Source organism: Pelistega sp. MC2 (genome assembly GCF_900099475.1).
GTDB lineage: Bacteria > Pseudomonadota > Gammaproteobacteria > Burkholderiales > Burkholderiaceae_B > Taylorella > Taylorella indica.
Genome location: NZ_LT628274.1, coordinates 544,234 through 558,044, shown reverse-complemented (window position 1 = coordinate 558,044; position 13,811 = coordinate 544,234). Strand labels below are relative to the sequence as shown.

Genomic DNA, 13,811 nt, shown 5'->3' with positions numbered 1-13,811 from the left:
GTTATAAATAAATGCGTATGATGACCATGAAACGTATTGCTTCAGTTTTATTAGTCGGTTTTTCTTTATCAGCATGTAGTACGATTGATGATTTAATGGAGTCAGAACAAGTCGATTATAAAAGTACAGTAAGAGGTGATCCATTAACATTGCCGCCAGATTTATCATCTGCACAGATTAACCCACAATATTCAACACATGATGGGGCTGCATCAGCAGCAGCTTATAATCAAGCTTTAGCTAAATCTCAAAAACAACGTGCTAATGGTGGTGTTTTACCGACTGACGGTGAGATGCAAGTGCTACGAGAAGGTGATAAACGATGGCTACAAGTTAATCGTGATCCCAATGTTGTCTACCGAGATGTTATTGCTTTCTGGGGGAATGAGGGCTTTACCATCAACAGAGACAATCCAGCTGCAGGGATTGTTGAAACTGATTGGGCAGAGAACCGTGCCAAAATTCCAGGAGGACTCTTACGCCGTGCTTTAGGGTCTATTATTGATATGGTGGCTGATAGTGGTGAACGAGAGCGCTTTACTACGCGTCTAGAAAGAGTTAATGGCAAAACAGAGGTCTTTATTAGCCATGAGCGTATGGTAGAAACATCGATGGATAGAGATGGTACATCATTTAAATGGTTACCAGCAGAAGAGCAACAAGAGTTAAATGCAATTATGTTATCTCGTTTAATGGCATTTATGGGGGCTCCCAAAGAAAAAGCTCGTGAAGCAGTGAAAGCAGCTAATTCGACAGCAGCACAGAAGGCTTATAAAGCAGACTTTGTAGGAAATAATGTTGCTTTAGGGATGAATGCGAATCAAGAAAGCGCTTATCGCCAAGTTGGTCAAGCACTTTCAAGTTCTGGTTTTACCATTGATAGTTCAGATGCAAGTAAAGGGGATTATGTTGTTCGTTATCTAGATACGGATACAGGCGAAAAACGTAAGTCATCAAATATTATTTCGCGCTTGTTTGGTGACAAGGGTAATAAGATTGCTGTTCCATATACAATTAATGTTACTGGGGAAGGGTCTCAGTCAGTTATTAGCGTGCGTAATGCACAAGGAGCTGTTGATCAATCTGAAACGGCACATCGTATCCTTTCCGTATTACGAGAAAAACTTTAATTTAATGAGTTAGGTATAAAGTTATTCCGATTGAATACTGCTTATCGAATATAAAACCCCGTAAGTGAATTTACTTACGGGGTTTTAATTAGATTGTATTAGAGTAAGCTAATTAGCCAATTATTATTCAAATTAAGCCAGTACTAGCCAACCATCATCAATCCAGCGATGTAATAATTCAAAGGTTTCCATATCTGATAGACAAGCTTCACCAGCCGTGATATAACGATTATCCGCTAACTGTTTTAATAGTTTATTTAATTTGATAGTGACAGCTTCCCCATTGATAAACAATTGTTTATCACGATAAATGATGCGAGTTTTTCTATCGGTTTTAATTAAGGTCGATGCTGGTAAGTCCTCAATATTTATTTCCTCTTCAGCAAAATCAAATACACTTAATTGATTGGGCTCTGTTAGCCAACAGCCAAGAAAACGTACAGCTAAATCTTCAGTGAATTTAATTTTTTCAGCTGCTTTTAGGGCATCTGTAATCATTTTTTCAGGTAATGCAGCAGGGTGACTGCTCGCTTTAGCACCCTTGTCGTGATAGTAGCCAGAAACCTTAAAACCTTTTATCGCTGGTTCGGAATAGACACCACTTCCTAAGCCAGAGTTAACACTGACTTGATCGGCAGCGGCTTCAAAAATGCCGCGGACCATATTAGCAAACGATAATGTTCTGAATCCAAAAGAAATTGTCACACAGTCTTCTGTCTCAGCAATACCGTCATGAGCACATTGTGGTGGCAAATAGAGCATATCTCCTGGCTCTAGTACCCATTCTTCTTCTACTTGGAAATTTTCAAGAATACGGCAAGGTAAGTTTGGAATAAGCGTTTGATCTTTTTGCTGGCTGATTCTCCAGCGACGTTGTCCATGACCTTGAAGTAGAAATACATCATAAGTGTCAAAATGAGGGCCTACACCACCACCCTTAGAAGCAAGACTAATCATCACATCGTCAAAACGTGCATCAGGGACAAAGCGAAACAATTGAGCTAGATTAGCCACATTATCATCATGTAAGTCAACACTTTGAACTAATAGTGTCCAGTCATTTTCACTCATCTTCGGTAATCGTGAAATAGGTCCTTTTTTTAGCTTCCATTCACCATTAAAATTGGATACTAGACGAGACTCGACATTCTCTTGCTTGGCGAGTTTTTTTAAATTGGGTATGCTAATCGGAAGAGAGAAATTTTTAAATGCTTGGCGTATTAGCAATGGTTTGCGTTGCCAGTATTCTTGCATAAATTTCTCTGGACTACTGCCACCTAATAAATCTGTATTTTCCGTTAAATTAATCATTGTCATAGCTTATTGACGACCTTCGTCGTCTCCAAAAAGATTGCGAAGTTTGTATAAAGCATTGAGCGCCTCTCGGGGACTCATATTATCAGGGTCTAACTCATTAATGAATTGGTGTAGTGCTTGTAATTCCATGAAATTATCATTTTGTTCCTCATCTTGAATTTGGGCTTGAACAAATAAGTCTAGCTGCGGTGTTGGTGTATGAGCGGTATTAGCCTCTAATCGTTCAAGTTCTTTTTTAGCTTGTTTGATGACGGCGGCAGGAAGACCTGCCTTTTGTGCGACTTGAATACCATAGCTACGACTAGCGGGGCCGGCTTGAACCTCATGTAAAAAAGCAATACCCGTAGACGTTTCAGTAGCAGCAAGATGAACGTTTTTTACACCGTCTAGTTGCTCAGGTAGTTGAGTGATTTCAAAGTAATGCGTAGCAAATAAAGTAAGTGCTTTATTATGGGTTAATAAGCGACATGCAATTGCCCATGCCAAAGAGAGACCGTCGTAAGTTGATGTACCACGACCAATTTCATCCATTAATACAAGACTGTGTGCTGTACTATTAGCTAAAATAGCAGAAGCTTCAATCATTTCCATCATAAAGGTAGATCGCCCACCAGCTAGGTCATCAGCTGCACCAATACGGGTAAAAATACGATCAATAGTCCCTATGGAGGCTGAGGTGGCAGGGACAAAACTTCCCATTCTGGCTAATAAAGCAATCAGCGCTACTTGACGCATATAGGTTGATTTACCCCCCATGTTTGGTCCCGTAATTAATAACATTCGGGTCTGCGGATCCATATGGCAATCATTAGGTGTAAAGCGCTCTATAGTACGTTCTACGACAGGGTGACGACCACTTTCAATATGAATAGTAGGATGATCAGTGAGAGCAGGGCGCACCCATTCATATTCACGAGCGTGGTGAGCTAAGCTTGTATATACATCAATTAAGGCTAGCGTTTTAGCTAATTGTTGTAATGGTGTTACCCATTGTTGAAGGGATTGTAATAATTGATCAAATAAAAATTTTTCTCTACTTAAGGCGCGATCTTTTGCGGAAAGAACTTTATCCTCCCATGACTTTAATTCTGGTGTGATATAGCGTTCAGCATTCTTAAGTGTTTGTCTACGACGATAATGTTCAGGGACTTTATCTATGTGCGATTTGGTGACCTCAATAAAAAAGCCATGTACGCGATTGTATTCTACACGGAGATTGGGAATGCCTGTACTTTCTTTTTCACGTGCTTCTAATTCAAGGAGAAATGCGCCGCTATCACTCGCTAATAGTCTGAGCTCATCTAACTCCATATCAAACCCGTTGGCAATCACACCACCATCGCGTACCATCACTGAAGGCTCTTGTTCTAAGCTTTTAGCTAGTAATGGATATAGAGGGGCTGGTGTCAATAAAGGGTTAATTAATTCAGTCTCTGTGTCTAAGTTTATATAGTGAACTAGAAACTCAGCTAATTCAGGTAAGCTAGCAAGCGCTTCGCGTAGGCTTGCTAATTCACGAGGTCTGACAGAAAGTAATGCAATACGTGTACTAATACGCTCAATATCGGGAAAAATAGCTAATTTATCTCGTATGGTTTGCAATACTTGGTCAGGATGCAATTCTAAGGTACGAGGGCTTAAAAAGTGTTCAATAAAATTTAATCTTTCTTCAACACGTAAGTTGTCTCTCAAAGGGTGATGTAACCAATGTCGAAGCAAACGACTACCCATAGGAGTTTGGCAATGATCCAATAGAGAAAAAAGCGTAGGCGAAGTTTCACCGCTTAATGTCTCTGTGAGCTCAAGATTTTTGCGACTAACAGGATCAAGAATTATATAGTCTGAGCTATGTTCTTGAGTAATACTATGGATATGGCTGAGTGATTGGTTTTGTGTACGTTGTACATAACGTAATAATGCACCAGCAGCACAAATTGCACTAGTAAACTCTTCAATTCCAAAAGAGCTTAATGAGGAAATCTGAAAAAATTGAGTGAGCTGATGAGTAGCTTCTTTTAAGTCAAAATGCCAATCAGCTGTTTTGCTCATTGCGGCTGAGTAGGTTGTTTCAAATTTGAAAGAATCAGCCGTGATAATTTCAGCAGGAGCAATTCTAAAGATTTCAGATTCAATATTTTCATCATCTGTTTCGCAAATTTTAAATTCACCACTGGCTAGATTTAACCATGCAAGACCAAATTTAGGTTGTTTACCTTTATGTGGCTTAAATACAGAGAGAAGTGTTTTGTCGGAACGAGAGGGAAGAAGATTTTCATCCGTTAATGTACCTGGAGTCACAATACGAACAATTTTACGCTCTACAGGTCCTTTGCTTGTTGCTGGGTCACCTATTTGCTCACCAATAGCAACAGATTTCCCCATAGCGACTAAACGGGCTAAATATTGTTCCATGGCATGAGCCGGTACACCTGCCATAGGAATAGGCTCTCCATTAGATTGTCCACGTTTGGTTAATGTTAGATTGAGCAAACGTGCTGTATCAATCGCATCATCATAGAACATTTCATAAAAGTCACCCATACGATAGAATAACAATACGTTGCCAACCTCAGCTTTAAGGCGTAAGTATTGTTGCATCATAGGGGTATGCCCTGAAAAAGGATTTTGTTCTGTAGTTTGATCAGACATGCTGTTATATCGTGTTTTTGCTATTAATCATTGTGGTAATTTTAACATGCACAATAGTTAAAACAGTAATGAATAGTATTATTTCATGTGGACTAGAATTGATTAGAAATAGTAAAAAAAGAAAAACAAACTACAATAATAGGAATCATAAAATTTAAAAGGTTATCTTGATGGATTGGGTGAAAATGTGGGAGAGATATTCTCCTTTAGTAGAAGACTTTGTGCTTAATTTCTTTTCAGCAATAATTATTTTTATCATTGGTTGGTTTATCTCTAAATGGGTAGCTAGGGGTATCCGTCGAATGGCGATGAAGTCCAGTGTTATTGATAACACGGCAGTTCCTATGATACAAGCCATTGTTCTCTGGACAATCCGCATTATTGTTGTTATGGGTGTACTCACTCAGTTTGGCATTAAAACAACTTCTTTTATAGCGGCTTTAGGTGCAGCAGGTTTAGCGATTGGTTTAGCTCTCCAAGGAACTCTACAAAATATTGCGGCAGGTATTATGTTAATTATGCTAAGACCCATTAGAACAGGTGAGAGTGTAGATATTATTAGTGCGAATGTTTCAGGCGTAGTATCTGAAATTAGTCTATTTTTGACCCGAATTATCAAGTATGACGGTATTCAAGTGACTATCCCTAATAGTGTTGTATGGGGGAGTACTATCACAAATTATAGTCGGAATAAAAATCGTCGTATGGATATATTGGTCACGGTGAGTTATGGTGATGATTTAAATAAAGCTATTCAAGTATTACAAGAGGTAGTAGATAAACAAGATTTTATTCTAGATGAACCTATACCAGATATTTATGTTAGCGAGTATCGTGAATCAGTCGTCGTTATTACTATACGTTTATGGACGCCGGCTAATGTATATTGGACAGTAAATGCAGCGTTAATGAAAAAAGTACGAATCGCACTTGAAGAACAGCATTTCCAATTACCCGTACCAGCTAGAATTAGTAAAAATACGGTGGATGCTACAGTGTAATTAATTTGTGTATTTTATTTATTATTAAGGCTTAATACCCTTTAGGTGTTTCATCTAAAGGGTATTTTAGCTTTTTGCTAAGTTGTTTTTTAGGGGTGATAATAGGTTTTAGCTTATGCAACAAAAAAATATTTTAGATTGAAAAAATTTACTAGTGAACTAACTAGATTTAATTGTGTATAGAGCTATTTATTGTTATCGCTTTCTTGATGATTAGAAAAGGGTGAAGGTAGTTTTAAAATTTGTGTGCATACCCCGCGCATCATATCGGTCTCTTCTTGAGTCAGTTGGCTACGATTGAACCAGTGACGCATACGAGGCATCAGCTTTTTGGGATGAGCAGGATTGAGAAAACCAATATGTTCGAGAGCTTCTTGCCAATGTTGAATTAATGCTTCTACTTTCGCATGGGAGGCGAGAAGTGGATGATGGTCATGAGTGGTAGACTCTTTTACTTGGCTTGAATAAGCATAGCGTAATTCCCATGCGGCTAATTGCAATGCCTGGGCAACATTGAGAGAATTATAGGCTGGATTAGCGGGGATATGACAGATACGATGACAAAGACTTATCTGTTGATTATCTAACCCAATCCTTTCTGGTCCTAGAATAATCGCAATTTGAGTATTGCTATTGTCACTAAGGTGGTGGGTACTTTCAATGGCGGCTTGTCGAATATCAACAACGGGCGGTCCCATATCACGTGAACGTGCGGTTAGGCCAAAAGCAAGAGTAATAGGAGCTAAAGCTTGCTCTAAGGTGTTACAAATAATGGCTGTGTCTAAAATATCGACAGCACCACTAGCAAGGGCAATAGCATCAGGATGTTTATGCAAATCTGGATATTGAGGTGCTGCTAACACAAGTTCTTTAAATCCCATCGTTTTAATAGCACGGGCAGCAGATCCAACATTACCTGGATGACTAGTTCCCACCATAATAAAACGAGTACGATTAAAATAGTCTTGCATAATAACCCTTAAAAATAAGTAAAAAATATTAATTTCACTAGTATATAAGAACATACTCCTTTAAAATAATGGTTTATCTTATTTAGCCATAATTCTTTGACTCTTCGATTCACGATTGATTCCTTGACTCAGTATTATTGGCACTATCTTTAATCTCTTTAACATAGTAAAAAATGCATCAGTTTCTAACGATTGCCACCAAGGCTGCCCGTCGTGCGGGTAATATTATTAATCGTGCTAGTCTTGAATTAGAAAAAGTACAAGTGGCACGCAAAGGGGCTCATGACTTTGTCACAGATATTGATCGAGCATCAGAGAATGCCATCATCGAAATTATTCACGAAGCCTATCCAGAACATTCAATTCTAGGTGAAGAAACAGGTCTTACCAAGGGTACTAAGAGTGAGCCTGAGTTCCAATGGATTATTGATCCATTAGATGGTACTAAGAACTTTATCCATGGTCTTCCTGACTATGCTATTTCTATTGCTGTTGCCGAACGAGGCAAGATTATGCATGGTTTAGTCTATGATCCTAACCGTAATGAGATTTTCACAGCTTCTCGTGGTGTAGGGGCTTTTTTAAATGATCGTCGTATCCGTGTTAGTCATCGTACGCGATTAGAGGATGCATTAATTGCTGGGCGCTTACCTTATAATTCTTCAGACGAGGATAAAGCACGTTTTTATCACTTAATTGAAAAAAGTAATGCTTATCGTCGCTTAGGCTCAACAGTATTAGAATTAGCTTATGTGGCAAGTGGTCGTCTAGACGGCTATTGTGGTGCCAATCTTCAAGCGTGGGATGTCGCTGCCGGTAGTCTACTCGTATTAGAAGCAGGTGGATTAATTGGTGACTTTGACGGTGAGCAAGGTTGGATGAGAACAGGCAATGTTCTTGCAGGCTCCCCCAAATTATTCCCCCATCTAGTGAGTGCCATTAACGGTTAATTGGATATAAAAATGCTTGATTTTTTATTTTTACTAAAAGCCGCTTTTTTAGGTATTGTAGAGGGTGTTACTGAGTTTTTACCAATTTCAAGTACAGCTCATTTATTGATTGTTGGTGACTGGATAGGCTTTGATGCAGGTCAAGATAAGGTCTATGAAATAGTAATCCAATTGGGGTCGATTTTAGCGGTAATGTGGATTTATCGCCAAAAAATTAGTGACGTCTGTGTAGGGACGATTAAACGTAACCGTAGTGATTTGTTTTTTGTCCGTAATTTATTATTGGCTTTTTTACCTGCAGCAATTATAGGTCTTTTACTGATTAAATATATCAAGCAATTACTAGATGGTCAGTTTATGGTTTATGCCATTACATTGGTAGTGGGTGGTCTCATTATGTTATGGGTAGAAAGTCGCCCTGAAATGGCGAAACATACCCATCTAACAGATGATGATTTAAGTCATAAAACACAGCGTATTGAGGATATTTCTGTGAAGCAGGCACTTGTTGTTGGTTTTGCACAATGTTTAGCGATGATACCGGGGACATCACGTTCAGGATCAACAATTATTGCTGGCATGTTAGCAGGTATTCACCGTAAAACAGCGACGGAATTTTCTTTCTTCTTAGCTATGCCGACAATGATTGCTGCAACGGTATTGAGTCTTTACAAATATGGCTCTTATTTATCTGAGAGTAATTTATTAGCCGTTGTGATTGGTTTTGTAATGGCATTCTTGAGTGCCTTACTAGTGGTAAAAGCGTTATTAAGCTTTGTGGCAAAGTATTCATATAAACCATTTGGCTGGTATCGAATTATTTTTGGTTTGATTGTCGGGATATGGGCTTATAATCTGGTTTAAATTTGAACTGATATAAGTATAAATTTAAAGATTAAACCTCTTGTAGTGGCAAGAGGTTTTTTTTAGTCTGCAATATGAACTGGTATGGATATTTATATCTATCTCTATTTAAACGAATTTATCTAAGAAATGATATATTAACTATTACTTTATCAATAGAGTAATATCTAGTTGCTACGGCTATCCCATCAATACTGAGAACTATGTATGATTGATGGAAAATTAACAGGAACTTGTATGCATCAATTACCCATTAATATTAATGATTTATTAGCTAACCATAGTATTGAAAGTGAGCGTATTGAGTATAAAGAGGGTTGGAATCCTGAAAGTATTTTACATACAATTTGTGCTTTTGCTAATGATTTTTATAATTTAGGTGGTGGGTATATTGTAATTGGGGTAAAAGAAAAAGATGGTATTCCTCAAATTCCACCAGTTGGATTGCGGTCCGAACAGATTGATGTTATTCAAAAAGAATTGGTGAGTTTAGAAAAAAATGCAATTCAGCCGAGTTTCAATACATTAACAGCTACTTATAATATTCAAGGTAAACTAATTCTGGTACTTTGGGTTGTAGGTGGTGAAGTTCGTCCATATAAAGCAAAAAAAAGCTTGGGTAAAGAAAATAAAGGTTGGGCTTACTATATTCGTAAGCATACAAGTACAGTGGTAGCTACTGGAGCTGATGAGCAAGAATTAATCAGTCTTGCCAATTCAGTTCCATTTGATGATAGATTGCAGATTGCCTCTAGTCTTGATGATTTAGAGCCACACTTAATTCGTGAGTTTTTAACAGAAATAAAAAGTGATTTAGCTAAAGAAGCGAAATCTTTATCAGTAATAGAATTAGGACAACGGATGAATATCATTGGTGGTACAGCTGAAACATTGTTTCCTAAAAATGTAGGTCTGATGTTTTTTAATAGTACGCCAGAACGCTTTTTTCCCTATAGTCAAATCGAAGTGGTGTATTTTCCTGATGGTACTGGTGGCAATCAGATTGATGAAAAAGTATTTAAAGGTCCTGTTGGACGTATTGTTCAGGATGCTTTAATATTTATCAAAAATCTATATCTGAAAGAAAGAATTCATAAATTACCAGATCAGGCAGAATCTAAACGATTTTTCAACTTCCCATTTGAGGCGATCGAAGAGGCATTGGTAAATGCCGTTTATCATCGTTCCTATGAAATTCGTGAACCGATAGAAGTAAGAATAGAACGGACAGGAATAAGTATTTTGAGTTACCCTGGTCCTGATAGGTCTATTAGCTTAGATAAACTACAACTAGGTAAAGCAGTGAGTCGCCGATATCGAAACCGTCGGATAGGTGAGTTTTTGAAAGAATTGGATTTAACAGAAGGTCGGTCGACAGGTATTCCGAAAATTTTACGAGTAATGATGGAAAATGGTTCTCCGGAACCTATTTTTGAAACTGATGATGAACGTAGCTATTTTCTAATTCATTTACCAATTCATGCTGATTTTTTGGATAATGATGAGAGGAGTATTCAAGATACCCCCCAAGATACCCCCCAAGATACCCCCCAAGATACCCCCCAAGATACCCCCCAAGTGACTTCACAAGTGCTTGCTTTGTTACAAAGAATTGATGGGGAAGTGACAAGGCAAGACATGATGGAGTTACTTGATTTGAAAGATTCTAAACACTTTCGAAAAAACTATCTACAGCCTACTATCCAATTAAATTTGTTAGAAATGACTATACCAGATAAACCTAACAGCCGTTACCAAAAATATCGTTTAACGCCAATAGGTAAGCAGTTAATACAGGATAGGTAAGAGGAATACTGACAATAATTATTTTTTAAGAAAAGAAACTATATTCAATTCATTATTATCAAAATGGTGAATGATTGGAACTAATACATGGATATCGCTCAAGAATTTTTACAAACATTTAATCGATTAGAAAGTTACCTTAATCAACTAGTAGAAGGAGATGGTCATTACCCCTTTTATACATTGATTGATAAGGTTAAATCACGGCAGATATTTATTGCAAGACATGAAAGCTTTTTAAAGTACATGGCAAATATTCGTAATTTAATTGTGCATGATGAATATTATCCAAAGCGAATAGTACTTACGCCAGATGCTTCAATTGTGGATAAATTTAAATCCATTACACAACAAATTATTTCTGCACCCAAAGCTATTGATATCGCTAGTAAAGATTTAAAAGTATATGGTTTGAATACCTTATTGATTGATGTTTTGCAATATATCAAAGAGCGAGATTATTCACAAATTATTATTCAAAAAGACGATGGTCAGTATGGATTATTGACCCGTAAAACAATTTCGAGATGGGTTGAAAGAAATATTCATGATGGAACAGTTAATCTCAAAAATATCAAATTAACACAAGTGGTAAGTCTGGAGAAAAAACAAGAAACAGCTTATATCGCTGCACAGAAAAATATTTATGAAGTAGCCTCATTATTTGCTGATCAACAAAAAAGAATTCAGGCGATTATTGTGACACAGGACGGACAAGCATCTAGCCAACCAATGGGGCTGATTTCATTTTGGGATGTAAGTAGGGCGATAGTGGGGGAAGGGTGAGGTATAAAGAGTGAAAAATTTAAAAAGGTATAGCTAATTCCAGAATTACTTTTTTATTATTTGTAGAAGTTCAGACTTCATCTGACAGTTCCCCGTTTGACAAGCGGTGTCTGTCAGATTAGATTTAGCTCAGCTTTTTGCTGTTCCAAATCTGTTTACCATCAATCAATGTTTCTATGGGTGTTCGCCCACAGCACATCTTTCCTTGATGAGTTCGTTCATTATTATAGAAATCAAGCCATTCGTCTAGGTCTTTTTGCAAACTATCTAAATCAGCATAGAGTTTTTTGCGGAACGTTACTTGATAAAACTCCTGCAAAATGGTCTTATGGAAGCGCTCGCAAATACCATTGGTTTGAGGTGATCGAGCCTTAGTCTTTGTATGCTCAATTTCATTAATAACTAGATAAAGCTCATAATCATGATGCTCTACCTTACCGCAGAACTCTGTTCCTCTATCTGTCAGAATGCGTAATACAGGTAAATCATGCTCTGCATAAAAAGGTAATACACGATCATTAAGTAAGTCTGCAGAAGTAATAGGGGTTTTAGAGGTGTATAGCTTACAATGCGCTACTTTACTGTAAGTATCGACATATGTTTGCTGATAAATACGTCCTACCCCTTTTAAATGCCCCACATAAAAGGTATCTTGTGAACCCAAATAGCCAGGATGCGCGGTTTCAATCTCACCCATGGCTTACTCTTCATCTTTCTTGCGTTCAAGAGCTTGTATTTGTTGCTCATTCAGAATAATTCCTTCTTGCTGTACTTTCGCCTCTAAGGCGTTTAGACGTTTGGTAAAGTTCTCCAAGTTGTGCCGCAACCAAACGGAACGAACACCACTAGGTGATACAAATATTCCCTGTTTACGCAACTCATTGCTAATTCTTAGTTGACCATAGGCAGGATAATGAATCGCCATCTCTATCACCGCTAACTCAGTGGCTTCGTCCACTCTATTTTTAAGGTTAGGCACCCGTCTATTACGATCAATGAGTGCCTCTATACCGCCTTCTTCAACCAATTCTTTATAGCGATAAAATGTATCCCTCGATACGCCCATAATTTTGCATGCTTGCGACACATTTTTTAATTGCTCTGCTAAATTAAGCAGTCCTGCTTTATGTTTAATCACATTATTGGTAGTATGTAACATGAGAGTTTCCTTTTGTTTGTTTAAAAGATTCGCACCTCTTATTCAAACGGGAAACTCTCTTTTTTGCAACTCATTTGTCAGATTTGGTCTGAACTTCTACAACTTAGGTTTAATGAAAATCACCCTATCAAATTTTATAGGGTGATTTTTGTTTTACTCTATATTCTGTGCTTGTTCTCTTAATTGCTCAACTAACAATTTTAATTCAATGATAGCTTGTGTGATTTCAAGCGCAGTGGATTTAGAGCCTAGGGTATTAATTTCACGATTCATTTCTTGGAAAAGAAAATCTAAGCGTTTGCCAAGACTTTGTTTGTTTTTAGTTTTAGGTATGTTGCCTTGAGTGATGTCTGATTCTTGCTGGAGTAATGTAGCTAGCTCAGTTTGATGTGATTCTAGTCGATCAAGTTCCTCAGCTACATCAATGCGTAAACTAAATAGAGAGGATTCGGCCGCAATGCGAGCACTTAGCTCTTCGCCTTTGATATGTTCGAAGCCGTTAGGAGCTACTGCCTCAAGATTTTCGCGTAATTTTCGAGTTAATTTTTCGCGATAATCAGTATGAATTTGTGGCAATTTTTCTCTAATTTTTCCTAATATTTGTTGAATTTGTTGTGTGTAACCAAGCATTGTTTCAGCTAAGCGTTTTCCTTCTCTTGCTCGGTTAAGGATAAAGTTATCTAAAGCGTCATCAGTTGTCTTTATCAATAGCTGATGCCATTGTTCAAATGTATCATCATCTTGACTAAGTTGTTTGTTTTGGCTAAGGGTAATTAATTCACTAAGAGAAGGAGCGCCAGTATCAGGAATAATTTGTCTCGCTTGATTGAGTTGTTGTAAACAAAGTGCTACTACTTCATTATCCAATTGCATATCGTCTAAATTTTTATGCTTTTGTAGGGTAATCCGAAGTTCAATTTTTCCTCTGTTTAATCGGTTACTGAGTAGTTCGCGTAGTGCACTTTCGGAAGCTCGGAGTTCTTCTGGAATACGTAGGTGTAAGTCAAGGAAACGGTTATTAACGCTTTTGAGCTCAACAATTAATTGTCCTAAGGCGTGTTCGCTATGTTGGCTTGCAAAAGCGGTCATGCTATAAATCATGGAAAATTCTCTACTTGGTTTTGCCGGTTGGCAATATGGATTACAATTTACTCTATATTTTACATTGGATTTTAGAG

General features: G+C 37.6%; 10 protein-coding genes and 1 pseudogene. 6 read left to right on the top strand and 5 right to left on the bottom strand.

Going from position 1 to position 13,811, the window contains the following annotated elements; genetic code table 11:
• Window positions 1-11 precede the first annotated feature (11 nt).
• Window positions 12-1,130: an outer membrane protein assembly factor BamC gene (gene bamC, locus BQ4443_RS04380; RefSeq protein WP_071058183.1), complete on the top strand. Its 1,119-nt coding sequence runs from the start codon at window positions 12-14 to the stop codon at window positions 1,128-1,130.
• 132 nt (window positions 1,131-1,262) lie between these two features.
• On the opposite strand, the gene BQ4443_RS04375 is transcribed toward bamC, so the two are convergent.
• The gene (locus BQ4443_RS04375) at window positions 1,263-2,438 is read right to left on the bottom strand and encodes a JmjC domain-containing protein (protein WP_371128779.1); all 1,176 of its coding nucleotides are present in this window, start codon (window positions 2,436-2,438) and stop codon (window positions 1,263-1,265) included.
• A 12-nt stretch (window positions 2,439-2,450) separates the two neighbouring features.
• Window positions 2,451-5,096: a DNA mismatch repair protein MutS gene (gene mutS, locus BQ4443_RS04370; RefSeq protein WP_071058181.1), complete on the bottom strand. Its 2,646-nt coding sequence runs from the start codon at window positions 5,094-5,096 to the stop codon at window positions 2,451-2,453.
• Between the two features lie 170 nt (window positions 5,097-5,266).
• On the opposite strand from mutS, the gene BQ4443_RS04365 reads away from it, so the two are divergent.
• A complete protein-coding gene (locus BQ4443_RS04365; protein ID WP_023950609.1) occupies window positions 5,267-6,097 on the top strand; it encodes a mechanosensitive ion channel family protein in 831 nt (276 codons plus the stop codon).
• 185 nt (window positions 6,098-6,282) lie between these two features.
• On the opposite strand, the gene BQ4443_RS04360 is transcribed toward BQ4443_RS04365, so the two are convergent.
• On the bottom strand, window positions 6,283-7,068 hold the full coding sequence (locus tag BQ4443_RS04360) for an RNA methyltransferase (protein WP_143000554.1): 786 nt from the start codon (window positions 7,066-7,068) through the stop codon (window positions 6,283-6,285).
• Window positions 7,069-7,241: 173 nt separating this feature from the next.
• Between BQ4443_RS04360 and BQ4443_RS04355 the strand changes: the two genes are divergently transcribed.
• The 4 genes from BQ4443_RS04355 (at window position 7,242) to BQ4443_RS04340 (ending at window position 11,474) form a co-directional block, all read left to right on the top strand.
• Window positions 7,242-8,018: an inositol monophosphatase family protein gene (locus BQ4443_RS04355; protein WP_071058180.1), complete on the top strand. Its 777-nt coding sequence runs from the start codon at window positions 7,242-7,244 to the stop codon at window positions 8,016-8,018.
• 12 nt (window positions 8,019-8,030) lie between these two features.
• Window positions 8,031-8,882, top strand: coding sequence for an undecaprenyl-diphosphate phosphatase (locus BQ4443_RS04350; protein WP_023950613.1), 852 nt, complete (start codon window positions 8,031-8,033; stop codon window positions 8,880-8,882).
• A 207-nt stretch (window positions 8,883-9,089) separates the two neighbouring features.
• Complete coding sequence (locus tag BQ4443_RS04345; protein ID WP_218118020.1) at window positions 9,090-10,688, top strand: Fic family protein; 1,599 nt, start codon at window positions 9,090-9,092, stop codon at window positions 10,686-10,688.
• 87 nt (window positions 10,689-10,775) lie between these two features.
• The gene (locus BQ4443_RS04340) at window positions 10,776-11,474 is read left to right on the top strand and encodes a DUF294 nucleotidyltransferase-like/CBS domain-containing protein (RefSeq protein WP_071058178.1); all 699 of its coding nucleotides are present in this window, start codon (window positions 10,776-10,778) and stop codon (window positions 11,472-11,474) included.
• A 124-nt stretch (window positions 11,475-11,598) separates the two neighbouring features.
• Here the strand turns inward: BQ4443_RS04340 and BQ4443_RS04335 are convergent.
• Together BQ4443_RS04335 and BQ4443_RS04330 are read right to left on the bottom strand one after the other, a co-directional pair.
• Window positions 11,599-12,633, bottom strand: a pseudogene (locus BQ4443_RS04335) (IS481 family transposase).
• Between the two features lie 153 nt (window positions 12,634-12,786).
• Window positions 12,787-13,734, bottom strand: coding sequence for a YicC/YloC family endoribonuclease (locus BQ4443_RS04330; RefSeq protein WP_071058177.1), 948 nt, complete (start codon window positions 13,732-13,734; stop codon window positions 12,787-12,789).
• Window positions 13,735-13,811: the final 77 nt, after the last annotated feature.

Coding starts and splice junctions, on each gene's coding strand:
- bamC (WP_071058183.1), top strand. CDS start 12: ATGCGTATGATGACCATGAAACGTATTGCTTCAGTTTTATTAGTCGGT.
- mutS (WP_071058181.1), bottom strand. CDS start 5,096: ATGTCTGATCAAACTACAGAACAAAATCCTTTTTCAGGGCATACCCCT.
- BQ4443_RS04365 (WP_023950609.1), top strand. CDS start 5,267: ATGGATTGGGTGAAAATGTGGGAGAGATATTCTCCTTTAGTAGAAGAC.
- BQ4443_RS04360 (WP_143000554.1), bottom strand. CDS start 7,068: ATGCAAGACTATTTTAATCGTACTCGTTTTATTATGGTGGGAACTAGT.
- BQ4443_RS04355 (WP_071058180.1), top strand. CDS start 7,242: ATGCATCAGTTTCTAACGATTGCCACCAAGGCTGCCCGTCGTGCGGGT.
- BQ4443_RS04350 (WP_023950613.1), top strand. CDS start 8,031: ATGCTTGATTTTTTATTTTTACTAAAAGCCGCTTTTTTAGGTATTGTA.
- BQ4443_RS04345 (WP_218118020.1), top strand. CDS start 9,090: ATGATTGATGGAAAATTAACAGGAACTTGTATGCATCAATTACCCATT.
- BQ4443_RS04340 (WP_071058178.1), top strand. CDS start 10,776: ATGGATATCGCTCAAGAATTTTTACAAACATTTAATCGATTAGAAAGT.
- BQ4443_RS04330 (WP_071058177.1), bottom strand. CDS start 13,734: ATGATTTATAGCATGACCGCTTTTGCAAGCCAACATAGCGAACACGCC.